We start from the raw sequence: 22,967 nt of genomic DNA on the forward strand, positions 1-22,967 counted from the left end.
CGCCGACATGGGTAGCCGCCGCGGTCAGGATTGCCAGATTGCCAGGGTATGGAGGAAGGTAGTTTTTGTTTTTTCAAGCAGAAGACGGCATGCGAACTCCTCTCTGGCCTCGTGGGCTCGGAGATGGGTATAAGAAACAGGTCCCAGCATCGGTCCCTCCCGCGGCCGAGCCACGCCCGGGGGGGGGGAGCTGGACGGCCGCGGGGTGGATGTGCGGCGCTGACGCCGGTGGTCTTCGCGCTCTGCGCACCAGGTGTCGCGTTCGACGGCGAGCCGTTCAGCGGGCTGGGCGAGGAGAGCCGGCTCGGAGGTCAGATGTGAGATGCGCGCGCGTACGTCGGTGAGCTGCTGGCGAGTGGCGGCGATTTCGCGGTCGAGGTCGGTGAGCCGGCCGGCCGGGTCGGAGGTCCAGGCCACGGGCCCCAACGAGTCGAGCCGCTCATCGCGTCGGCGGGTGGCCTCGGCCAGTGCGCGCCAGGCCTGCTCGTGCGCGTTCCGGGCGGCGTCGGCGGCCGCGCAAAGCTGCGCGTGTTCGGGGTGGGCGTGTTCGGCGATCAGGCGTGCGGAGGTGCTGAACGTCTCCCACAGGGCGGGCCGGTCGTCGAACCAGCCGGCAACCGGGGCGAGCTCACCGGGTTCGGTGGGCAGGGACGGCACGTGTGGCCGCCACCGGTCGGCCCAGTCGGTGAGCTGCTCGCCGGCCCGGGCCACTGCGCCCCGGCGGAGGCCGAGCCGGCCCGGGCCATCGCACATGACTCTCGCGGCCGCGCGCGCGGCGTCACGTTCACCGTCCCAGCGCGCGAGCAGGGTGTCGCGAAGCTCTTCGGTGTGGGCGGCGACCGAGGCACCGCTGTCCCCGGCCCGCTGTCCGGCCTCATCCGCTGCGAGCGCCGTCTGATCACGGGCGGCTGCGAGTTGCGCGAGTTCGCCGGCGTGCGGGGCGTCGAGCGCGACGACCTGCCACAACGTGTCGCGCTGCGGCTCCCAGTAGGCAAGTCGCTGAAGGCAGCGCTGCTCGGCCGTCCACGCCGTGCGCAGCTGGGCCAGCACATCCTCCAGCGGGCGCGATGGGGCGTAGCGGGCGGCCTCGGCGGCGGCGAGCCCGGCGGCGTGCGCGGGGCCGAGATCGGCCCGGTCGCGGCCGAACACGGCCACCCACTGTTCCCGGGCCTCCTCGATGTCGGCGGCTACGAGGTGGGCGATGTTGGTTTCCCGGCCGCGGGTCATGCCCACGTAGGCCGACGCCGCCCCGGTGTGCTCGCCGACCACCACGTGCGCGGCGGCGACCGTCTCACCCTGCACCCCGTGCGCCGTGCCCGCGTAGGCCAGCTCCACGTGCGCGGTGACGTAGTCGGCGGGCAGCACACGCGACTCTCGTGGGTCAGGGGTGACACCGCCGGGAACGTCCCCGGTTGCAGGACCGGCCGGGGTAACAACGAGTTCGCCGTGTCGGCCGACGGCGGTGACGGTCCAGGTGTCGCGGTTGGCCACGTCAAGGTCGGGGTCGTTGCGGCGGGTGGCGATCCGGTCGCCGCCGCCGATCCGCTGGCCGGCCCCGGTGATGGCCACCCGGGTGTCGTCGACCCGTCGGTGGGCGACCAGACGGTCCCGGATGACGGCGCTGACCTCTGCGGCCTGTTCGCGGGTGTCGACCACCGCGGCCACACCCGGGCTTTGGGCGGCGACTCCGGCCAGCGCCTCCCGCAGCTCGTGGGCGTTGGGGTGGAGTCGGATCTGGCCGCGGGCGGCCAGGGCGTCGAACACCGCGCCGGGATCGGCGCCGGCGCGCATGGCCAGGGTCAGGTCCGCGTACTCGCGGTCGGGCAGCCGGTGGCCGTCGGGCAGGGTGAGGGTGAAGCGGTGCACCGTCTCCAGGGTCAGGCAGCCGGCCGGGCCGGCGGCTGTCGCGGCGAGGTCGAGCAGGCCGCCGCGGCCGACCGCGGGCAGCTGGTGGCGGTCGCCGAGCAGCGCGATCCGGGCGCCGGCCTCGTCAGCGACGGTGAGCAGGGCGCGGGCGGTGTCCTGGTCGAGCATGCCGGCCTCGTCGACGACCAGCAGATCCCCCGTGGCCAGCCGCGCGGACTCGGTCGGCCCGCTGTACACGGTGCCGGTGGTCGGGTCGGGCTGGCCGATCTCGAGCCGGGTCCAGGCGCCGTCGTCATTCCAGCGCCAGCCGTGCCGGAAGGCCAGCCAGGCCGCAGACCCGGCCGCGGCGCCGACCTCGCCGGCCGCGACGCGGGCCGCCTTCAGCGTCGGGGTCACCACCGTCAGTCGCCGCCCCTGGCCCTCGAGAGCCTGCCGGGCGGCGGCGAGGGTGGTGGTCTTGCCGGCGCCGGCCGCGCCCTCGACCACGACCAGCGGCCGGTCCCCGGCCAGCGCGGTGACCGCCGCGGCCTGCCCCGCGTCCAGCCAGCCGGCCGGGTCTGCCGGCGGGCCCGCCGGTTACAGGCGCTGCGGCGGCACACCAGGCGGCCCGGTCCGGCGGGCGCCGAGCCGGGCGGTCAGCTCGGCCTCGGTGGCGAGCACCGGGCGGGAGGTCCAGGCCCGGATGTGCTCGGGCACCCCGTCCCGCGGCAGCAGCGGCACGCAGCAGGCGAAGGCGCGGGCGGTGAGGTCCTCGGCCAGCTCAATGCGCACCGCCCCCTCGGCCACGACACCTGCGGCGGCGATCAGCCGCTCCACCTCCCCGCGAACATCCGCGGCGTTCCACGCCGAGCGGCCCGCGGCCAGCCTCGCGAGCACCCGCTCCACCGCCGCCTGTCGGTCCAGGGCGCCGATCGGGGTCGGGTGCAGCGCGACGGGTCGGTCGCGAGGCCGGTAGCCCAGGGCGTCCAAGTCCGTCCGCCAGCGTTCGGTCAGCTTCGCCCCGGGCTGCGGGATCACCTTGTCCGGGCGCCCGTCTGCCCACGCCCGCGCGTCCCACGCACGGCGCAGCGCCGGGCCGGGGTGTTCGCCGGGGTGCGCAGCGGCCCATTCCCGTTCGTAGCGGTCCACATTCCGGGCGATCTGCGCGTGCCGCGCACTGAACGGGCCGACATACTCGGAGAGCTCCCGGATCTCTCCAGTGGTGTCCTTCGTGTATCCGTGCGCGGCGAAGGCGCCGTTCAATTCCGGATCACAGGCCATCGCGGCGTGCCCGAGCCCGTTGATCCCATTCAGCGAATCCCGGACACCGACGGTGTGCAGGCCCCGCCATTTCCCAGCCGCGAACACCCGGGCCAGGATCTGCAGATACAGATGCCAGTGCGGATCCTGCGCCCGGGAGGTGTAGTGCCGCACCGTCACCGCCTCCAGCACCTCCACCGGCACCTGCACCTGCCCGCCCCGCGGCCCGACCCGGGTGGTCGCGTGCTCCGCCAGCCAGGCGACGATCTGCCCGGCGGCGCGGTCCTGCGCGGCCTCGTACGCCGCGGCGATGTCCGGATGCAGCGCGGCCGCCAGCGACCAGGTCTTCGGACCGTTGACCACCACCTCGACGAACCGCACGGCGTGCTCGTCGGTGCGCAGCTGCCCGCGTGGCTCCCCGGTCGCCGGGTCGTGGCCGGCGACCCAGGTTTCGTAGCCGTCGCCGGTCAACGGCGCCAGCTCCCGCACGCCACCCGCACTGGCGGTGAAACGGCGGGCGAACCCGGTCCCCTCGGCCAGGTAGTAGTCATCGGCCCGGCCGCAGCCGGCCTCCAGGTACTGCCGGGCCGCGGCCGGCGGGCCGGCGTACACCTTCATTCCACCGTGCACTTCCAACGCCACCCAACAATGGCCAACACGTCACCCCTAGAAACGGCGATGGGCCCCGCGAAGCGGGGCCCGAACTACCTCTGAAGGTAGCATGCGTGCCGTTTCTTGGTGAAGGGATGACAATCTTCAGTGAAGGATTGAATGGTGTGGGTGGCTGCCGGTGCCATTGACTGCGAGAAGACCCTTGAGCGGAGTATCGAGCAGCGACGGCGGGATGTCTTGACGCTGGATCACCGTTCCGGCATGTGGCTGAAGCACCCGGCTGTCAGGGGCGGACGCCGGACGATCGGACGCGGCGCCCTCGGGGCTTCGAGCTGGAAGGTCGAGTGATGGACCCCGATGGGGCAGTGATCGGGTTCCGCTCCTGCTGTGCACCCGTTTGCGCCTCGCCACGAGGCGGTAGCGTCTGATCGTGGCTGCTCATGTAGTGATTCTCGGGGCCGGCTTCGGCGGGCTGGAGCTGTCGGCTCGGCTCGCCGAAGACCTCGCCGACGACGTTCGCGTCACGCTCATCGATCAGAGCGACTCGTTCATCTTCGGATTCGCCAAGCTCGACGTGATGTTCGGTAGGCGCAGTCCCGACGAGGTGTGCCTGTACTACCGGGACATCGCCAAGCCAAATGTGCAGTTCCGGCAGGAGACCGTACTGTCGATCGACCCGAAGGCCCGGCGTGTCCGGACCGATCGGGCGACGTACGACGCCGACATTCTCGTCGTCGCGCTCGGAGCGGACCTCGATCCGGGCGCCACCCCTGGACTCGTGGAAGGCGGCCACGAGTTCTACTCCACACAAGGAGCCGAACGCGTCGCGAACGTGCTGCCGTCCTTCCAGGCCGGCGTCGCCGTCATCGGGGTACTGGGCCCGGTCTTCAAGTGCCCGCCGGCACCAAATGAGGCCGCGCTGATGCTCCATGACTACCTCAGTGAGCGGGGCGTGCGCGACGCCGTCACCATCTACCTGGTCAACCCGCTCGGGTCGCCGATTCCGGTGTCAGAGGAAACCTCGGCGGCGATCGTGTCGATGCTCGCCGAGAGGGGCATCGAGCACTGGCCGTCGTCCCAGGTTGAGCGTCTCGACCCTGCAGCCAAGGTGGCCCACCTCGCCGACGGCCGCAGGCTGCCGTATGACCTCTTTCTGGCGGTCCCGGTACACCGCGCCCCCGCAGTGGTGCTCGACGCCGGCCTCACCGAGGACGGCTGGATCCCGGTGGACCCGGCCACCTTCGCCACCCGGTTCCCCGACGTCTATGCGGTCGGGGACGTCACCAGCGCTCCCGTCCCCCGAGCTGGGACCATCGCCGAAGGAGAGGCAGCGACACTCGCCGACGTACTGGTCGCCACGCTCAAGGGGAGGCCCCAACCGCCGCCGTACAACGGAGCGGCGGTCTGCTATATCGAGACCGGCGGCGGAACCGTCGCCAAGGTCGACGTCGACTTCCTGTCCGGAGCGGGGCCCACCGCAGTGTTCACCGCCCCGTCCGCCGAAGTCGCCGAGGAGAAACGGCGCTTCGGATCAGTCCGTGCGCAGCGATGGTTCGGCGGCTGACGACCACCTGCCCGGGCCGGCCGGGGCACACGATCGGTGCGGACACGCAGAAGGCGCCCGGACGCGCTCCCCCCTGAAGAGAAACGGGGCAGAACCGTCCGTCGAATCACCGGGAAGAGCAGCCTCTGTTCGTGGGCTCCGGTCGGAGAGCAGCGCCATGGTTCAGGTCGCGGTCAGGACGCCCATCATGCCGTCGTCCTCGTGGTCGAGGACGTGGCAGTGGTACACGGTGCGGCCGGGGTAGCGGTCGAAGGCGATGCGCACCGTCACCTGGCCGCCCGGGGGGACGTTGACGACGTCGCGCCACCTGACCTCGTCGAGGGGCTGGCCGCCCTCGGCGATGACCTGCATGGGCCAGACGTGCAGGTGCACCGGATGGTCCATGGAGGAGGCGTTGGTCAGCGTCCACTCCTCCACGGTGCCCACCTGCACGGCCTGGTCGACCCGTTCGGGGTCGAACACCTTGCCGTCGATGGTGAACTGCATGCCGCCGCCGCCCATGCCCATGCCCATGCCCATCGCGAAGATCAGTTCGCGCCGGCCGGCGACGGTCAGGCCGCGCAGGTCACGCGGTGCGGGCTGGGCGGGCACGGGAGGCAGTGCGGCCACCGCGGCGCCCGCGACGTCCAGGGTCGCCAGGGCGATCGCTCCGCCGCCGGACGATGTCGAGCCGCCGCCCATCATGCCGCCCATCATGCCGCCCATCCCGCCGCGGTCGTAGGGCAGCGACTCCAGGACGCTGGAACCCTCCGCCGCCGTGACGAGCAGGTCGGCCCGGTTGCCGGTGGCCAGCACGATCTCGTTGACGTCGCGTGGTTCGGGGTAGCGGCCGGAGTCGACGCCGAGCAGCTGCAGCTGCTGCCCGTCCAGGCGCAGCCGCACGTAGCGGGACGAGCAGGCGTTGACGATCCGCCAGCGTTCCCGTTCGCCCGGGCGGGCGGTGAGCACCGGTCGCGACTGGCCGTTGACCAGGACCAGCTGCCCTTCCCGCCCGGCCATCCGCGCCATCGCCGACGGCGCGGCGACCTGGCCGGACCCGTCCAGGGACAGATCGGAGATCACCAGCACCCGCTCGCGGGTCGCCGGCACCGGCTCGGGGTCGCCGACGACGATCGCGCCGTAGAGGCCACCGAAGACCTGGTCGGCGACCATGCCGTGGTGGTGCGGGTGGTACCAGTACACGCCGGGGGGATGGTCGGCGGGGAGCTGGTAGTCGTAGTCGAAGGACTCCCCCGGTTGCACGGCGATGAACACGTTGTCGCCGTTGTCCAGCGGGGAGACGTGCAGGCCGTGCACGTGCAGGTTGGTCGGGGCGTCGAGATCGTTGGTCAGCCGCACCTGCAGCCGGTCACCGGGCTGCAGGTAGAGCGTCGGCCCGGGCAGGCCGCCGTTGTAGCTCAACATGGTGGCCTCCCGCCCGGCGACCCTGGTCGGCCCCTGAGCCGCTCGCAGGGTCACCCGGAGACGGCCGCCGCGGCTGCGAAGCACGTCCGGCTGGGTCAGCGCGCGCCCGGGCGCGGGCTCGAATCCGGCGGCCGACTGCCACGTCAGGCCGGCGCCCCCGACGACGGCGCTGAGCAGGCCCAGTCCGCCCAGTTGCAGGGCGCGGCGGCGGCTGATCGGCTGCACTACTGGTTCTCCCCCAGTGCGGTCAGCCGCTCGCGGTACTCCTCGGTGGTCAGCTCGCCGCGGGCGTAGCGCTCGTCGAGCACGTCCCGGGCACGGCTCCGGCCCGGCCGCCCGCCTTCCGCGCGGGAAGTGTTCCCCTCCCGGCGGGTGCCGCCGCCGACCGCCGTCACCGCGACGACGATCACCAGCACGATCCCGACGAGCACCAGCAGCCAGAAGAGCCAGCCCCAGCCCATGCCCATGCCCATGCCGTTCCCCATCATGATGTCTCCTCGTCCTCATCGTCATGCTCGGCCACATGCGGGCAGCCGCCCGGTGCGGGGTGCCATCTCACGGTCCGCGTCGCAACCGCCGTGGTGCGGCCCACGTCCCCTGCTGCGTCGCGCCGACGGTTGATGGTCTCAACCGGCCGCGGACGGGTTGATCAGCGCCTGAACGACGACGAACGCGGCGACGGCGAACACCAGGTAGGCGAACCAGCGGCGCAGCCGTTCCGCCGGCAGCCGGGAGGCCACCCGCGCCGAGGCCAGCGAGCCGACCACCGCAGCCGCAGTGAAGGCCAGCGCGATCCGGTAGTCCAGCGCGGCGTCCCCGGTGTGGGCGGTGAACCCGGCCAGGGAGTTGATCACGATGATGACCAGCGAGGTGCCGACCGCGATCGTCATCGGCAGACCCAGGAGCAGCACCAGCGCGGGGATGATGAGGAATCCGCCGCCGACCCCGAACAAGCCGGTGAGGAACCCGACGACCACGCCGGAGCCGATGGCCTTGGGCAGGCAACCGCGCCAGTTGATGCCGCCGCCGGGAAGGGCGCAGTCGCCGCCGACCGTTGTCTGCTCCCGCAGCATCCGCACGCCGGCGGCGACCATCATCGCGGCGAAGCCGACCAGGACCACCCGCGGCTCCAGCAGCCGGTTGACCGCCGCGCCGGCGAAGGCAGCGCCGGCACCGGCAGCGCCGAACACGGCCGCCAGACGCCACCGCACCTGCCCCACGCGCAGCCGGGGAATCAGCGCCGTAGCCGAGGAGATTCCGACGACGACCAGCGAGGTCGGCACTGCAGCGGCCAGCGGCATCCCCACGCCGTACACCAGCGCCGGGACGGCGAGGATGGAACCCCCGCCGCCGAGCAGTCCCAGCAGCATCCCGATGATGAGGCCCAGACCCAGCGCCGCGGCCATCACCTCGTGTCCCGCAGTGTGGGCTCTCGTCCGCGCCGGCTGCCCATCAGGCCGCCTGCTGCGCGCCCGGCAGCCGGCCGAGGATCTCGCCGGCGGTCAGCTCGCGCGGCCCGCGGTTGTAGGGCAGCACCGAGAGCAGGCGCGCCATCGTGCACGTGTCAGTCAGGGCGGAGGCGGTGAGCCCGGCGCCCACGCCGCCGGCGAGCAGGGAGGCCTTCGGGGCGCGCCAGCCGAGGGCGACCCCGGCCACGACGAGGGAGCCGGCGAGGAGGCGGACCTGCCGCTCCATCGGCCAGCGGGCCCGCCCACGCACGACCTCACCGCCGGCCGCGGCGTAGGCGCCGATACCACCGTCCAGGACGTGGACGTGGTCGGCGCCGACTCCCGCCAGCCGCTGCCGGGCCTCCGCGGCGCGGGCCCCGGAGGCGCAGACCAGCACGACCTGGCGGTCCAGCCGGGCGGCCAACTGATCGGCGTGCTCCCCGAGCAGGGTGAGTGGCACGTTGTAGGAGCCGGCGACATGAGCGGTCTCGAACTCCGCCGGGCTGCGGACGTCGATCACCGTGACGGCGTCGGGGTCGCGGATCCAGTCGATGACCGTGTGGGCGTCGAGGCGGTCAGGGGCGGGCGTCATGGGTGTCCTTCAGGAAGTGCGGCGATGTCGGGGCGGACGGTGGTGGTTCAGGCAGTGGGAGATCCGGCCCCTTCGGTAGGGCACTCGTCTTCGAGGCCCGCCTCGGCCGCAGCGCCGTACGAGTCGTTGATGAGGACGACCTGGCGACCGGGGCGGTCCAGGACCGAGGCCGCGATGGACGCCCGGTAGCCCGAGCCGCAGTACACCCACACCTCGCCCTCGGGCACCTCGCCGATGCGGTCGTTGAGTTCGTGCAACGGGATGTGCTGGGAGTCGCGCACCCCGCCCTGGGCGCGTTCGTCGTCGCGGCGCGCATCGAGGACCTGCACCGGCCCCAGGCGGACGGCTTCGGCGAGACCGGGGAAGTCACTCACCTCGTAGGAGCGGAGCTGTGCCCCGTCGGCCAGCGTCTCGATGTTCCCGACTGCGGCACCAGCCAGCTCGTCGACGCCGATTCGAACCAGCTGCCGGCGCGCCTCGGCGACCTGCTCGTCGCTCTCGCCGATCAGGGTCAGCGGCGCACCCCACCGGTAGAGCCAGCCGAGGTAGGTGACGAAGTTGTCGCCCAGCTCGAAGTTCAGCGAGTCGGTCAGGTGTCCGGCCGCGAAGGCGGTGCGCTCCCGCAGGTCGACCACCCACTCACCGGCCTCGATCCGCCGGCGCAGCTCCGCCGGGTCGACGAGCTGGGGCAGGGACAGGTCCACCGGCGGCGGGCCCTGCCGATTAATCGGCCCCATGTGGGCGTAGTAGGCGGGAAAGGCGTCCAGCCCGGCCAGCAGCGTGTCGACGTAGTCCTGCTCGGCCGACGTCAGGGCGGGGTTGACCCGCCTCTGCTCGCCGACGGTGGACGCCGTTCCGCTGGTGGGCGTGGCCGAGCAGAAGCTGCCGAACCCGTGGGTGGGAAAGACTCCGGTTTCCGCGGGGAGTTCGCGGGCGAGCCGCTGCACCGAGTGGTATTGCGCGTGGGTCAGGCCCACGGTGTCCTCGGGGCTGACCAGGTCGGTTCGCCCGGTGGAGCCGTAGAGCATCGAACCGCCGGTGAACACCGCCTCGACGTCTCCGTCGGCGTTCTCCAGTGCGTAGCTCATGTGGTGGTGGGTGTGTCCGGGGGTGTGCAATGCCCGCAGCCGCATCCGACCGGCCTGGAACTCCTCGCCGTCGCCGGCCGGCAGGTGGTCGAACTCTGCGCCGCTGTCGGCGGGCACCACGTAGGCGGCACCGGTGCGCTGGGCCAGCTCCAGCCCGCCGGTGACGTAGTCGTTGTGGATGTGCGTCTCCAGGACGTGGGTCACTCGGACTCCGCGCTTGTCGACCAGGTCCAGGACCCGGTCAATGTCCCGCTGGGGGTCGACCACGACGGCGATTTCGCCGTCACTGGCCAGGTAGCTGCGGTCGCCGAGGCTGGATGTCTCGATCGTCTCGATCTGGATCATGGGTTGTCCTTCCGTAGGCATGTGCTGCGCGCTGGGTGATGGAGGTCGAGTGGTGGCTCAGGCGACGTGGCCGGGGGCCCCGTCGGGCGTGGCGACCGGCAGGCCGGCCTTCGCCCAGGCAGTCATGCCCCCGTCCATGACCTCGGCGGTCCACCCGGACCCACCGAGGAGCTCGGCGGCCTTGCCTGCGCGACCGCCGCTACGACAAACGGTGACGACGGTCCGGTCCCGGTCGAGCTCGCCGAGGCGGGCCGGAAGCTGGCTCAGGGGAATGTGCGTCGCGCCGTCGATACGCCCGGCGCTCCACTCGTCGTCCTCTCGGACGTCGAGCAGTTGCACCTGATCACGACGGCTGTTGACGGTCTTCGGATCCACGTTGACTCCTCTTTCAGTTGCGGGGGTCTTGCCAGGGGTGCCGCAGGGCCGGCCAGGGAGCGGAATGACCGCTCCGGTTCAACCTCATGAGCTAGCGCGTGCCGCCGTCCTCGTCGACCACCACTGCCGCAGACCGGCGCGGTGATCTCGAAGCTGGCGCATTTGAGGCCGGGTGCCCGCCAGCGCCTCGACGAAGTCGGAAGGCGCGGGCGATGATCATGGCGCCGGCGCGGTTCGGCGGTCCGGCGAGCGTCACCGGACCGGCCAGTCACCGGCGGGAGAACAGCCGCGCAAGCCAGCCCGGCGCGGAGCCGTCGTCGTAGTGACCGGGGCAGCGGTGGTTAGTTGGTACGCCACGCATGACCTGGTCCACGTGCTGACCGCAGCCGGCCCACGTGGTCTTGCCGCAGGTCCGGCACGCGACTGCTCTACACATGAGTGGCGTCTTCCTCCATGGTCCGGTCGTCTGGGCGTGGCGGTGCATGGAGCCCGACGGCGGCGGCGCCGGTCTCCCGGTCGTCGTAGGGCCCGTCCACGAGGATCGGGTGGTACCCGGCGCGGGCGAGGATGGAGGCGGCGATCGACGCGCGGTAGCCCGACCCGCTGTAGACCCAGACCTCAGGCTGGGGCACGCGGCCGAGGCGGACCCGCAGATGGTCGACAGGCACGTGCAGGGAGCCGCGCACACCGCCGGCGGCGCGCTCGTCGAGGCGGCGCACATCGAGGACGGTCGGCGTCCCGGCCGCCATGGCCTGCGCGAGTCCGGCGAAGTCGGTGACCGGATAGGAGGCCACGGGGCGTCCGCCGGTGAGCTCCTCGGGGCGGCCGATCGCGGCTCCGTTGATTCGGTGGATACCGACCCGCATCAGTCGGCGGCGCGCGTCGGCGATCTGCGCCCGGGTGTCGGCGATGAGGGTCAGCGGCGCACCCCAGTCGTAGAGCCGGCCCAGGTAGGTCGCGAAGTCGTCACTCAACTCGAAGTTGAGCGCGCCGGGCAGGTGGCCGGCGGCGAACGCGGTACGGGTGCGGATATCGACCACCCACTCGCGGACGAGAAGACGGCGGCCCAACTCGGCCAGATCGACGATGCGGGGTTTGGAGAGGTCGGCCGGGTCCGGCCCTTCGGAGCCGACATGCCCGGCCTCCTCTACCGAACGGGGCAGGGTATAAAGATCAGAAATGGGGGAGCCGACAGTCGGCCAGCCGTCGCTGACCCAGTCGTTCATGCCACCCGTCAGGTTGCTGACCATGAACCCGGCGACGGTCAACAACTCGGCGGCCCGCTGGCTGCGCCGCCCGCTCTGGCAGACGACCACGATCGACCTGCGAGGATCCAGCTCGTCGAGCCTGGCGGGCAGCTGACCGAGCGGGATGTTGGTGCTGCCGGGGATTTGGCCGCAGGCGACCTCCTCCGGCTCGCGGACGTCGAGAACGGCCACGTTGTCGCGGACGACGCTCAGATGGGCGGGGGTCACCTGTGGGACGAGGTTCATCGGGTCCTCTCGCAGGGTCGGCGGTCAGGCCAAGGACAGAAACAGCCGCTCGAGTTCGCGCAGATCGACCTCGCGCGCCTTGCCATCCTCGGAGGTGGAGCAGTAGCGCATCCCCGTGGAGACCACCGCGAAGCCGGCCCTGCTCAGCGCCTTGGATGCCGCGGCGAGCTGGGTGACCACGGCCGAGCAGTCCCGCCCGTCCTCGATCATGCGGACGATGCCGCCGATCTGGCCCTCAACGCGCTTCAGGCGCTTGATCACGTCGACGAGCTCGCTCTGGGGGATGTCCACGCAGACAACGGTACATACCCCCTGGGGTACCTGCAACCTGCCTCAGAGAGCCGATCTTGGTGAGCAGGACCCACCAGTGGGCCGACTCGGTTGACAGTGGCGTCCACCAGAGTGGTGTGCGACGGGCTCGTGACCAGCGAGCCTTGGACGTAGAGGCGGCCACCGCGTGATCTTCTTGAAGACCTACCACAGTGCTTCAGGAGACCAACGCGATGACCGCTCCGAGCAGTATCGACCCTGCCCACTTCCTGTCCGAGCAACTGGCCCAGGCCAGCCCTGATCTGCTGCGCCAGATGCTGACCACCTTCATCAACACGCTGATGTCGGCGGAGGCCGACGCGGTCTGCGGCGCCGAGTACGGGGCCCGCTCGACCGAGCGCACCAACGTGCGCAACGGCTACCGGGGCCGGGAGTTCGACACCCGCGCCGGCACCCTCGATCTCGCAATCCCGAAGCTGCGTGCCGGGTCGTACTTCCCGGACTGGCTGCTGGAGCGCCGCCGACGGGCGGAGCGGGCGCTGACCACCGTGGTGGCCACCTGCTACCTGCTCGGCGTGAGCACCCGGAGGATGGAGAAGCTGGTGGAGTCCCTGGGCATCACCCGGCTCTCGAAGTCGCAGGTCAGCGAGATGGCCAAGGATCTCGACGCCCAGGTGGCCGACTTCCGGCACCGCCCGCTGGACGCCGGCCCCTACACCTTCCTGGCCGCCGACGCCCTCGTGCTCAAGGTCCGTGAGGGCGGCCGGGTGGTCAACGTGCACGCCCTGGTCGCCACCGGGGTCAACGGCGACGGGCACCGGGAGATCCTGGGCCTGCAGGTCACCTCGTCCGAGGACGGCGCCGGCTGGCTGGCGTTCTTCCGGGACCTGACCGCCCGCGGCCTGACCGGCGTGCAGATGGTCACCTCCGACGCGCACGCCGGCCTGGTGACCGCGATCGGCGCCACCCTGCCCGGTGCCGGCTGGCAGAGGTGTCGGACTCACTACGCGGCGAACTTGATGGCGGCGACTCCAAAGGCGTCCTGGCCGTGGGTACGGGCGCTGCTGCACTCCGTCTACGACCAGCCTGACGCCGCCTCCGTGCACGCCCAGTTCGACCGGGTGCTCGACGCCCTGGCCGACAAGCTCCCGAAGGTGGCCGAGCACCTCGAGGCCGCCCGCGCCGACGTGCTGGCCTTCACCGCCTTCCCCAAGGAGGTCTGGCGGCAGATCTGGAGCAACAACCCCAGCGAGCGGCTCAACCGGGAGATCCGCCGGCGCACCGACGTGGTCGGCATCTTTCCCGACCGCGACGCCCTCATCCGCCTGGTCGGCGCCGTGCTCGCCGAACAGCACGACGAATGGACCGAAGGCCGCCGCTACCTCGGCCTCGACGTCCTTGCCCGCTGCCGCATCCGACCCGTTCCCGACACGAACACCGCCACCGAGGAGGTGACCATCCCCGCCCTCAGCGCATGACCAACGAGAAGATCACGCGTCAGCCGTCACACACCACGCCAGCGGACTTGACCAACCTCCAGTAGTTCTCCAGTCCCCGTCGGCACACGGGTTCTCCGACTGTCGCGGCGACCGGCGAGCGTGCTGCCCGAGCGCGGGCGTGGCAGTGACGGCGTCGCGGCGGACGACCGGGCATCGGCCGGAGACGACCTACAGACGGGCTCGGCAGACCCCGGATCGGGACGGGACGGGGGGCGGGCCCGACCGCAGGACCGAGCGCTGCCCACCAACTGTCCCGGGCGCCCGACCCCTCCGGCGTCGACAGATGCCGGCCCGTCGCTGGCAGATCAGGCGCCAACGGTGGCCGCTGCAGGAGAAGAACCGGAGACAGCTCGAGAAAGCTGGCTGTGAAGTGTCACCACCGGGCCCGAAATGGCGCCTTCTGTGGTGAAGGCACCGCCACCGACGACCCCCGGGAGCCAGCCATGCCCGACCCGACCGCCGACCACGAGCCGGAGCTGCTCACCATCACCGAGGCCGCGGAGGTGCTCCGCGCGCCTGTCGCGACCCTCCGGTACTGGCGACACCTCGGCACCGGCCCGAACAGCTTCCGACTCGGCCGGCGCGTCCTCTACCGCCGCGCCGACCTGCGGACCTGGATCGACGCACAAGCAGACCAGTCCCCGCGCCGATAGCCACCGCCGCCGGACAGCTGCGGGACGGGCCTGGGGCCGCTTTCGGACGCCGGGCACGCGGTGAGGTCGGTGCCACCACCGGCTGTGGACAGCGAAGGGGCATCCACAGAAGCCGACCGGGACAGGCCGGGCCAGCGCCGCAACGTCGACGCTGCCCACACGCACCCAGAGGAGGAGCGATGGGATGGATGGGCCCGGTCGTGGACGGCCAGGAGCATGAAGGCTGGGTGGTGCCGCTGTTCGCCGACGGCGCGCAGGGCGCCGGCACCAGCAGCGCCCGCGGCCGGCTGATAGCCCGCCCGCCCGACGACGGGCCCTGCAACGGCGACCGGGTGCGGCTGACCTACCGCGACGGCTCCACCGCCGAGGGACTCTGGCAGGACAGCACGCTCATCCGCGGCGACGGGATCGTGCACCCCCGCACCAGCGGCCAGGTCCGCCTCGAGGCGATCGAGCAGGCGGAGGAGTGGCGTCCGGACGCGGAGGTGGTCGGCTGGGTCGCCGGCTGCACCTGCGGCTGGCGCGGCACCCCCTGGACCCGCGTGACCGAATGGGAGCTGGCCGACCCGGCGGCGCGGCGGCTCGCCGTCACAGGCCCGTGGGCCGATTTGGAGGCCGCCGACGAGACCCTGGTGATGACCGAATGGCGCCGCCACATCGCCGGATGGCAAGCCCTCGAGGAGGTCGAGGCGACCGCCGCCCGGCAGGCAGCCGCCGCCCGCGCCCTGGATGAGGCGGTCCGCGCCGCGGTCGTGGCCGGTGCCTCGTGGGCCGACATCGGCCGGGTGACTGGCCTGACGGCCGGGTCGGCCACCGAGCGGTGGTCGGTCCGTGACTGAGCGGCCGACCGGCCACCCCGGACCGAGCGGCGGAACCCCGGTAGGGCAGCGCACCGTGCTCGTCGTCGACCTCGACGGCGAGCCGCTGGCGCCGCTGCGCGCCCTGGAGGAGATCCTGCTGTGCCTGGGCACGTGGGAGGACGACGACCGGCGGGATCCCGGCACCGACACGGAACCGCTGCGGTTGCCGGCGCCATTGGCCGACCGGGTCGCCCTCGGCGCCGTGCAGCGGCTGCTCACCGCCCTCGCACCCACGCAGTCCCGGGGACCAGGGTGCGGCCGGCTGCTCGCCCCGGACGGCCGCTACGAGCACGCGCCGATGACCGCGCTCACCCTGACCGCCGCCGACACCGACCTCCTCGCCGCGACCGCCGCCGCCCTCGGCCACCCCGGACTGGATCCCGACATCGGCGAGCTGGTCGACGCATACGCCGAGCAGCTCGCCGGCGGCTACCGCCGGGCTGACCGCACAGAGCTGGTCTCGCTCCTTGCACGCCTGGCCGGCCTGCTCGACCTCTCTCCCACCGACGACACCCACCTGATCACCGCCCGGCTGCGGGCCACCCCGCCCGGCACCGACTGCGTGCTCAACTACGCCGAGGAAGCCGCCCACGCCCGCACCGCCGACCGCATGAACCACATGTGGGCGCACGGCTCCGGCATCGACCGCTACCTCTACTGACCCGCAGGACCGCCCCCGAGCGGCGAGCCGCCAGCGAACCGCACCGTTCCGCGTGAACACTTGCAACAGACGGTTCGAGCTACCAGCAGTCGCAGGGGCCAATGGCGAAAGGCTACTCAGCGACCCCGGCCATGGTCGGGCGGTCGGCGGGCCGCCTTGGCGTCCGCAATTCAGTCCGCTGGGGTGACGCGCTCGGTCGCCGTTCGGCCGGCCGCTTGCGATTCCCCCGGAAACGTCGGCGGTCGCTGGTTGATATCGGCCAGCCGGTACAGCTCGGGCAGTGCGCGGATGTCCTTGTCCCGCGCGGCGATCTCCTTGGAGCGGATGACGTCTTCCAGCGCGGCGACCCGTACCTGGATCTGGCCGATGGAGCGCTGGATCGAGCGCACAACCAGCTCGTCGTATCCGCCCTCGAAGCCGGCTGGGCGGATGGTGAGGTCAAGTTCGCCGTGCCGAGTCTGCAGGTTGAGCATCCGATGCCCGATCAGGGCCTCCCCCGAGGTGCTGAAAGGCAGCCCGTCGGGGACGGCGTCGGTGCGGATGCGCGCGTCGAGCTCCCGCAGTGCAGCGGCGAGCCGATCCAGGTTCTCTTGGGTTGTCGCCGGGGTGACGTCGACATCGCGGGTGGGCCGTGTGGACCCATGCACCCGGGCGGCGTAGCCGCCGACGATCACGTACTCCACTCCGTGGCGGTCGAGCACCGCCAGAATCGGCTCGGCGTCGAACACCTCCGGTTCGGTGGGATCGTCGACGTCAGTCACCGCTGCGCGGCTCTGCCGGCGTCCACCAGGGCAACCATCGCCTCATGCCGGGCATCGGTGGCGGCGCGCCGCTCAGGCGTCATAGCGGCGTAGTTGGCATCCAGGACATCGTCGTGGTCGTCGTAGGGCTCCAGACGAATCCGCATGTCCAGATCCACGGCCGCGAGCAGTCTGCCCAACGTCGGCAGCGACGGTTGGCGGGTTCCTGCCTCGATCCGCTCCACCGTTGAGCGCGGCACACCTGCAAGCGCTGCCATCTGGGCCTGCGAGACACCGGTCTTGGCCCGGGCAAGCTTCAGCAGGTTGGCCGCGAGCCCTTGGGAGTCGCGCATACGGGTCGGCCCCATCGTTGCCATGCTCGGCAGTGTAGCCAGCTGGCAGGTGATCGGTGACTGCCCACAACTCGCACGGGTGATCGGCACGGTGCACAGCAGCGGGCTGGCGATCGGCGATCGACTACCGGCTCGCCGGTCGTCGAGGGCCCATGTGGACACCGGCGCCAGTCCGCACTCAGTCCGCACGAGTTCCAATCGAACCCGCAAAGGACCAAGCCCACCCAACGCCATAAGCGCAGGCCAGTGGCGTGTTTCATCGATGACCATCGACGGCAAAGCACACGGGGAGAGTTCGCGATGTACTACGACATCTGATCCACCGCACCTGATCGACCGCACCACCGACGCCCCCGACCTCGCCGAGGTCGGGGGCGTCGTGCGTCCGAGGTACGCCGCAACGGAACCCGATCTGCCGATAAGGGCTGCAGTACACCCCCGACGGAGGTCCCCGATGCTGCGCCGCCCCACCCCACCGCCCGCCGAGGCCACCGGCACCCCTCGGGACGTCGAGGCCCTCGAGCGGGTGATCGAGGTCCTGGACAGCGGGGTGGTCGACGACCGCGAGGCCTTCCGGCGCACCACCGAGACCCTGGTCCGCGAACTCGCCCTGTCCTACGGCGCCATCTGGGTCCCCGAGGGCGACCGTTTCGACCTGCTGGGCCAGTACGGCCCGCTCGTGCAGAAGATGGCCGGCGCGCCGGGATCCCGCGGGGAGGGATTGCCGCGGGGAGGGGCTGCCGCGGGGTTCGGCGGGGTCGCCGCCAGCACCGGGCGACCGGTCCTCGTCGGGCCGGACAGCGACCGGAACTCCTGCCTGCGCTGGGAGGCCGCCGCCCGCGGCGGGGCCACCCAGGGCTGCATCCTGCCCGTCCTGGAGGGCGGCACCGTCGTGGCCCTGCTGGAGTACTACGGCTCGGCCCCCCTCCCCTTCTTCGGCGGTCGCGCCGGCAAGTGGGAGGCCATCGGCCGGCTGGTCACCCACGCCCGCCGCGCGGCCCTGGCCAGCGCCGCCCTGCAGGAGACCGTCGACGACCGCGGCGCGGTGACCACCGTCGTCCGCGAGGTCGGCGCCGCGACCGACGAGCGGTCCGCCCTGCACGCGGCGCTGGAGACCGTCCGCACGTCCTTCGGCTGGGCCTACGGCTCCTACTGGGCCCTGGACCCGATGACCCGCACCCTCCGGTTCGACACCGAGTCCGGGTCGGCCGGCGACGAGTTCCGCGAGGTCACCCTCAGCGCCAGCTTCGCCGAGGGCGTCGGCCTGTCCGGCCGGGCGTGGAAGGCCCGGGACCTGGTGTTCGTCAGCGACCTGGCCGAGCTGACCGACTGCGTGCGCGCCCCCGCCGCCCAGCGGGCCGGCGTGCGGTCGGGCGTCTGCTTCCCGGTCATGGTGGACGGCGAGGTGATCGGCACGATGGACTTCTTCACCACCGTCACCATCGAGCTGTCGGACTCGCGCGCCTCCGCGCTGCGCAACGTCTCCCAGCTGGTCTCCCAGCGCCTGGACGGGCTGGCGCGGGCCGACCGCGACAGCACCAACGCCCGCGCCCTGTCCGAGACGATCCACCGGCTGCGCGACGCCGCCGACGACGCCGGGCGGGTCGCCGACTCCGCGGTGGCGCAGGCCCGGTCCATGGCCCAGGAGGTGGACGCCCTCGACGAGGCGTCCTCGGCGGTCGGCGAGGTCATCCGGATCATCAGCCGGATCGCCGACCAGACCAACCTGCTCGCGCTCAACGCCACCATCGAGGCCGCCCGCGCCGGCGAGCTGGGCCGGGGCTTCGCCGTGGTCGCCAACGAGGTCAAAGAGCTGGCCCGGGAGACCGCCGGGGCGACCCAGCGGGTCTCCGAGCACATCACCGGCATGCAGGAGACCACCCGGTCGGTCTCGGCCGGCATCCTGGCGACCGGTGAGGAGATCGCCCGGCTGGGCGACGTCCAGGCCCGGATGAACGACGTCCTGGAGGAGCAGGCCCGGATGGCCGCGGCCTTCGACAGCTGAGGCCTGCCCGGCGCCCCGTCGGGGGCGCCGGGAATGTGCTGGCTACAGCACGTAGAGCATCTCCTGGTAGGTCGGCAGCGGCCAGAGGTCGTCGGGGACGAGGTCCTCCACCTGGTCGGCGGCGGCCCGGACCGCCGCCATCGCCGGCAGCAGGGCGTCCCGGGCGTGCTCCGCCCCGGCGACCGCCGCATGCCCGGTGTCCACGGCCAGCGCGCCCCGCAGCGCGGTCAGCCCGGCCCGGAGGTCTGCCAGCGGGGTGCTGATCTCCGCCAGCACCTCGAGGTCCGGCTCGACGCCCACGGCCTTGAGCGCGGCCAGGTTGGTCGCCACCTCGGTCTGGTACCGCAGCGCCGCGGGCAGCACCATCGTCGTCCCCATCTCCAGGGTCAACCGGGCCTCGACCCCGATGCTCAGCGCGTACTGCTCGAGCCCGATCTCGTACCGGCTGTGCATCTCGCGGTGGCTGAAGACCCCGTACCGGCTGAAGAGCTCGACGGCGTCCTCGCTGATCAGCTCGGGCAGCGCGTCCAACGTCGTCCGCAGGTTCGGCAGGCCGCGCGCCGCGGCCTCCACCTGCCAGTCCTCGGAGTACCCGTCCCCGTTGAAGACGACGGCGCCGTGGTCACCGATCAGCTCCTCGAGCAGCTTCTGGACGGCGGTGTTGAACTCCGTCCCCGCACCGACCGAGGTCTCCAGCGTGGTGGCGATGTGGTCCAGCGCCTCGGCCATGATCGTGTTGAGCGTGACCATCGGACCGCCCACGGACTGGCCCGAGCCCGGGGCGCGGAACTCGAAGCGGTTGCCGGTGAACGCGAACGGGCTGGTGCGGTTCCGGTCGCCGGGGTCGGTGGGCAGCACCGGGAGGGTGTCGACGCCGATCAGCAGCGTGCCCTTCTCCTTGGACGACGTCGCCCCGCCCTTGGCCACCTGGTCGAACACGTCGGCCAGCTGGTCGCCCAGGAAGATCGAGATGATGGCCGGCGGGGCCTCGTTGGCGCCCAGCCGGTGGTCGTTGCTGGCCGAGGCCACCGAGGCCCGCAGCAGGCCGCCGAACTTGTGCACCGCCCGGATCACCGCGGCGCAGAACACCAGGAACTGGGCGTTCTCGTGCGGGGTGTCCCCCGGCAGCAGCAGGTTGCCCTCGGTGGCGTTGCCCAGGGAGAAGTTGACGTGCTTGCCCGACCCGTTGACGCCCTCGAAGGGCTTCTCGTGGAACAGGCACTCCATGCCGTGCTTCTGGGCGATCCGCTTGAACGTGGTCATCAGCAGCTGCTGGTGGTCGGCGGCGACGTTGGCCCGCTCGAACATCGGGGCGATCTCGAACTGGCCGGGGGCGACCTCGTTGTGCCGGGTCTTGGCCGGGATGCCGAGCTTGAACAGCTCCCGCTCGGTGTCCATCATGAAGCCCAGGACCCGCTCGGGGATCGCGCCGAAGTAGTGGTCGTCGAACTCCTGGCCCTTGGGCGGCTTGGCGCCGAACAGCGTCCGACCGGCGTTGAGCAGGTCCGGGCGGGCCAGGTGGAAGTGCCGGTCGACGAGGAAGTACTCCTGCTCGGCGCCGCAGTAGGACACGACCGCCGCCGGGTCCTCGTGCCCGAACAGCCGCAGCACCCGCTCGGCCTGGACGGCCATCGCCTGCTGGGAGCGCAGCAGCGGGGTCTTGTGGTCCAGCGCGTCGCCCTGCATGGAGACGAACACCGTGGGGATGCACAGCGTGTTCCCGTTGGGGTTCTCCAGCACGTACGCCGGGCTGGTGACGTCCCAGCCGGTGTAGCCGCGGGCCTCGAAGGTGTTCCGCAGGCCGCCGCTGGGGAAGCTGGAGGCGTCGGGCTCGCCCTGGGTCAGGGTCTTCCCGGCGAACTCGGCCAGCGCCGAGCCGTCCCCGGCGGGCTCCAGGAAGCTGTCGTGCTTCTCCGCGGTCAGCCCGGTGAGGGGGTAGAAGACGTGCGCGTAGTGCGTCGCGCCCTTCTCCATCGCCCAGTCCTTCATCGCCGAGGCCACCGCATCGGCGACCAGCGGGTCCAGCGGCGCGGCGTCGTCGATGGTGGCCATCACCGACCGGAAGACCGACTTGGGCAGCCGCTTCTGCATGACCGAGCGGGAGAAGACGTTGGCCCCGAACACCTCACCCGGCGCCTCCCCCAGGTCGAAGCTGACCGCCGGCGGCACGTAGGCCTCGACGTCCTTGATGGCCTGCAGTCGGACGGCGTTGCCGCTCATGGGCTCTCCCGGCTCGGGGTGCCGGGCCCAGCGGGCCCGGTCGCCCGCACGCTAGGCAGCCGGCGCACCGGGCGTGTTTCCCGGCCGTGAACAGCGACCGCCTGGATGGACGACGACACCGGGCGCCGTCCACCGCTCGGGCGCGACCTGCCCGCTGGCCGCCTGCGGCTCGGCACTCTTCGCCGACGAATCGACAAGTCCCCTGCCGATAACTTTGAGTACATGCCCGCCTACCAGGAGCGACTCATGACCAGCACGCCGACACGCCGTCCGCGCCCCGAACTCGACCTCGTCGCGGAGTCCGACTGCGCCTGCGGTCCGCGGTGCACCCTCACCGCCGCCTGCCTGGAGACCGCCCTGGCCGACGACCGCTTCGGCATCTGGGTCCGGGAGTCCCGGCCGGCCCTCCGTCTGGCTTCCTGACCGGCGTAAGGGCGGTTCGGATCCCCCCTGGGGTGGGCATAGGGAGTCGGTGCCTCTCCCGAAGCCCCGCGGACCGCTGTCCGGCGCACTCTTCGCCGACCTGACGTCCGGGACGACCCTCGCCCCGGCCACCCTCGCCCTGGCCGACCAGGCCGCCCGCACCCCGGTGCCCCTGGCCGACGACGACCTGCAGATCAGCCTGCACACCTGCTACGAGCTGCACTACCGGGGATTCCCCGAGGTCGACGAGCGCTGGGAGTGGGACCCGGACCTGCTGCGCCTGCGCGCGGTCCTGGAGGACCGCTTCGAGGCCGCGATGCACGAAGCCGCCGACCCCTGGGTGGACGACGTCGCCCCGGCCGGTGAGTCCGTCGACCGCCAGCTGGCCGCCATGGTCGCCGCCGACGCCGGCCCCTCGCTGTCCTCCTTCATGGCCAAGCAGGCCGACGAGGCGCAGTGGGCGGAGTTCCTGACCCTGCGCTCGGTCTACCACCTCAAGGAGGCCGACCCGCACACCTGGGCGATCCCCCGGGTGACCGGCCGGGCCAAGGCCGCGCTGGTGGAGATCCAGGCCGACGAGTACGGCGGCGGCTCCGCCGTCCGGATGCACTCGGCGCTGTTCGCCCGGCTGATGCGGACCTTCGACCTGGACGACGCGCACGGCGCGTTCGTCGACGTGTGCCCCGCCGAGCAGCTGGCCACGCTGAACGCGATGAGCTTCTTCGGGCTGCACCGCCGGCACCGCGGCGCCACCCTCGGCCACCTGGCGCTGCTGGAGATGACCTCCACCGAGCCCAGCCGCCGCTACGCCGCCGGGCTGCGCCGGCTGGCCAAGGGCGAGGACGCGACGCTGTTCTACGACGAGCACGTCGAGGCCGACGCCGTGCACGAGCAGGTGGCCTCGGTGGACATGTGCGGCTCGCTGGTCCGGGACGAGCCGCAGGTGCACCGGGACGTGCTCTTCGGTGCCGCGGTCGCGCTCGAGCTGGAGACCCGCGCCGGCACCCGGGTGCTGCAGGAGTGGACCGCCGGCCGGTCCGCGCTGCGCACGGTCGAGGACGAGCGGGCCCGGGTCGCCTGACCCCGACCGCACGAGGGCCCCGCACCCCGGCGGGTTCTAACGGTCGCTGCAACACCCGAGCACTTCGGGAGTTGCAGCGACCGTGTCGTTCCAGGACATCTCAGACCCAGCTCGGGATCGCGTGCGGGTGAAGGCGGCGTTCTTTGCATCCTTCGATCGCACTGGCAGCGTCACGG

At 72.0% G+C, this 22,967-nt stretch carries 19 protein-coding genes and 1 pseudogene; 8 read left to right on the forward strand and 12 right to left on the reverse strand.

What is annotated here, in order from left to right; translation table 11 throughout:
* Nucleotides 1-24 precede the first annotated feature (24 nt).
* Nucleotides 25-3,723 (reverse strand): annotated as a pseudogene (gene mobF, locus LFA75_RS01905) (MobF family relaxase).
* Between the two features lie 424 nt (nt 3,724-4,147).
* Here mobF and LFA75_RS01910 point away from each other — a divergent pair.
* Nucleotides 4,148-5,281 carry an NAD(P)/FAD-dependent oxidoreductase gene (locus LFA75_RS01910; RefSeq protein WP_225232080.1) on the forward strand — a complete coding sequence of 378 codons (1,134 nt, stop codon included), beginning with the start codon at nt 4,148-4,150 and terminating at the stop codon, nt 5,279-5,281.
* A gap of 162 nt (nt 5,282-5,443) precedes the next feature.
* Here LFA75_RS01910 and LFA75_RS01915 read toward each other — a convergent pair whose 3' ends face one another.
* From LFA75_RS01915 to LFA75_RS01950, 8 genes are all read right to left on the reverse strand, one after another.
* The gene (locus LFA75_RS01915) at nt 5,444-6,910 is read right to left on the reverse strand and encodes a multicopper oxidase family protein (protein ID WP_225232081.1); all 1,467 of its coding nucleotides are present in this window, start codon (nt 6,908-6,910) and stop codon (nt 5,444-5,446) included.
* Nucleotides 6,910-7,173 (reverse strand): SHOCT domain-containing protein, encoded by a 264-nt coding sequence (locus tag LFA75_RS01920; protein ID WP_225232082.1) that lies wholly within the window; start codon nt 7,171-7,173, stop codon nt 6,910-6,912. The genes LFA75_RS01915 and LFA75_RS01920 overlap by 1 nt, the downstream gene beginning before the upstream one ends.
* 138 nt (nt 7,174-7,311) lie before the next feature.
* Nucleotides 7,312-8,091, reverse strand: coding sequence for a sulfite exporter TauE/SafE family protein (locus LFA75_RS01925; RefSeq protein WP_225232083.1), 780 nt, complete (start codon nt 8,089-8,091; stop codon nt 7,312-7,314).
* Between the two features lie 46 nt (nt 8,092-8,137).
* Nucleotides 8,138-8,725, reverse strand: a complete 588-nt coding sequence (locus LFA75_RS01930; protein ID WP_225232084.1) for a rhodanese-like domain-containing protein — start codon at nt 8,723-8,725, stop codon at nt 8,138-8,140.
* 47 nt (nt 8,726-8,772) lie between these two features.
* Nucleotides 8,773-10,158 (reverse strand): MBL fold metallo-hydrolase, encoded by a 1,386-nt coding sequence (locus tag LFA75_RS01935; protein WP_225232085.1) that lies wholly within the window; start codon nt 10,156-10,158, stop codon nt 8,773-8,775.
* Between the two features lie 57 nt (nt 10,159-10,215).
* Nucleotides 10,216-10,533, reverse strand: coding sequence for a rhodanese-like domain-containing protein (locus tag LFA75_RS01940; protein ID WP_225232086.1), 318 nt, complete (start codon nt 10,531-10,533; stop codon nt 10,216-10,218).
* A gap of 428 nt (nt 10,534-10,961) precedes the next feature.
* Nucleotides 10,962-12,026 carry a rhodanese-like domain-containing protein gene (locus LFA75_RS01945; protein WP_225232087.1) on the reverse strand — a complete coding sequence of 355 codons (1,065 nt, stop codon included), beginning with the start codon at nt 12,024-12,026 and terminating at the stop codon, nt 10,962-10,964.
* A gap of 24 nt (nt 12,027-12,050) precedes the next feature.
* Nucleotides 12,051-12,317: a metal-sensitive transcriptional regulator gene (locus LFA75_RS01950; RefSeq protein ID WP_225232088.1), complete on the reverse strand. Its 267-nt coding sequence runs from the start codon at nt 12,315-12,317 to the stop codon at nt 12,051-12,053.
* Nucleotides 12,318-12,529: 212 nt separating this feature from the next.
* Here LFA75_RS01950 and LFA75_RS01955 point away from each other — a divergent pair, with 212 nt between their 5' ends.
* The 4 genes from LFA75_RS01955 to LFA75_RS01970 all read left to right on the forward strand — a co-directional run bounded on the left by LFA75_RS01955 (nt 12,530) and on the right by LFA75_RS01970 (nt 15,969).
* Nucleotides 12,530-13,774 (forward strand): IS256 family transposase, encoded by a 1,245-nt coding sequence (locus LFA75_RS01955; protein ID WP_225232089.1) that lies wholly within the window; start codon nt 12,530-12,532, stop codon nt 13,772-13,774.
* Nucleotides 13,775-14,238: 464 nt separating this feature from the next.
* Entirely contained in the window at nt 14,239-14,448 is a 210-nt protein-coding gene (locus LFA75_RS01960; RefSeq protein ID WP_225232090.1) for a helix-turn-helix transcriptional regulator, read from the forward strand.
* 179 nt (nt 14,449-14,627) lie between these two features.
* A complete protein-coding gene (locus LFA75_RS01965; RefSeq protein ID WP_225232091.1) occupies nt 14,628-15,287 on the forward strand; it encodes a hypothetical protein in 660 nt (219 codons plus the stop codon).
* Nucleotides 15,288-15,342: 55 nt separating this feature from the next.
* Nucleotides 15,343-15,969 carry a LuxR family transcriptional regulator gene (locus LFA75_RS01970; protein ID WP_225232092.1) on the forward strand — a complete coding sequence of 209 codons (627 nt, stop codon included), beginning with the start codon at nt 15,343-15,345 and terminating at the stop codon, nt 15,967-15,969.
* 170 nt (nt 15,970-16,139) lie between these two features.
* Here the strand turns inward: LFA75_RS01970 and LFA75_RS01975 are convergent, their stop codons facing one another.
* A complete protein-coding gene (locus LFA75_RS01975) occupies nt 16,140-16,730 on the reverse strand; it encodes a nucleotidyltransferase domain-containing protein (RefSeq protein ID WP_225232093.1) in 591 nt (196 codons plus the stop codon).
* The gene (locus tag LFA75_RS01980) at nt 16,727-17,086 is read right to left on the reverse strand and encodes a helix-turn-helix transcriptional regulator (protein WP_225232094.1); all 360 of its coding nucleotides are present in this window, start codon (nt 17,084-17,086) and stop codon (nt 16,727-16,729) included. Before LFA75_RS01980 ends, LFA75_RS01975 begins: the two co-directional genes overlap by 4 nt.
* 430 nt (nt 17,087-17,516) lie before the next feature.
* On the opposite strand from LFA75_RS01980, the gene LFA75_RS01985 reads away from it, so the two are divergent.
* The gene (locus LFA75_RS01985) at nt 17,517-19,067 is read left to right on the forward strand and encodes a methyl-accepting chemotaxis protein (RefSeq protein WP_318249956.1); all 1,551 of its coding nucleotides are present in this window, start codon (nt 17,517-17,519) and stop codon (nt 19,065-19,067) included.
* A 42-nt stretch (nt 19,068-19,109) separates the two neighbouring features.
* Here the strand turns inward: LFA75_RS01985 and LFA75_RS01990 are convergent, their stop codons facing one another.
* Entirely contained in the window at nt 19,110-21,287 is a 2,178-nt protein-coding gene (locus tag LFA75_RS01990; RefSeq protein ID WP_225232095.1) for a glutamine synthetase III family protein, read from the reverse strand.
* A gap of 246 nt (nt 21,288-21,533) precedes the next feature.
* Between LFA75_RS01990 and LFA75_RS01995 the strand changes: the two genes are divergently transcribed.
* Both LFA75_RS01995 and LFA75_RS02000 read left to right on the forward strand, forming a co-directional pair.
* Nucleotides 21,534-21,710 (forward strand): hypothetical protein, encoded by a 177-nt coding sequence (locus LFA75_RS01995; protein WP_225232096.1) that lies wholly within the window; start codon nt 21,534-21,536, stop codon nt 21,708-21,710.
* A gap of 49 nt (nt 21,711-21,759) precedes the next feature.
* Entirely contained in the window at nt 21,760-22,791 is a 1,032-nt protein-coding gene (locus tag LFA75_RS02000) for an iron-containing redox enzyme family protein (RefSeq protein ID WP_225232097.1), read from the forward strand.
* Nucleotides 22,792-22,967 lie beyond the last annotated feature (176 nt).

It is taken from the genome of Klenkia terrae (assembly GCF_900491935.1).
In the GTDB taxonomy this organism is placed as follows: Bacteria; Actinomycetota; Actinomycetes; order Mycobacteriales; family Geodermatophilaceae; genus Klenkia; species Klenkia terrae.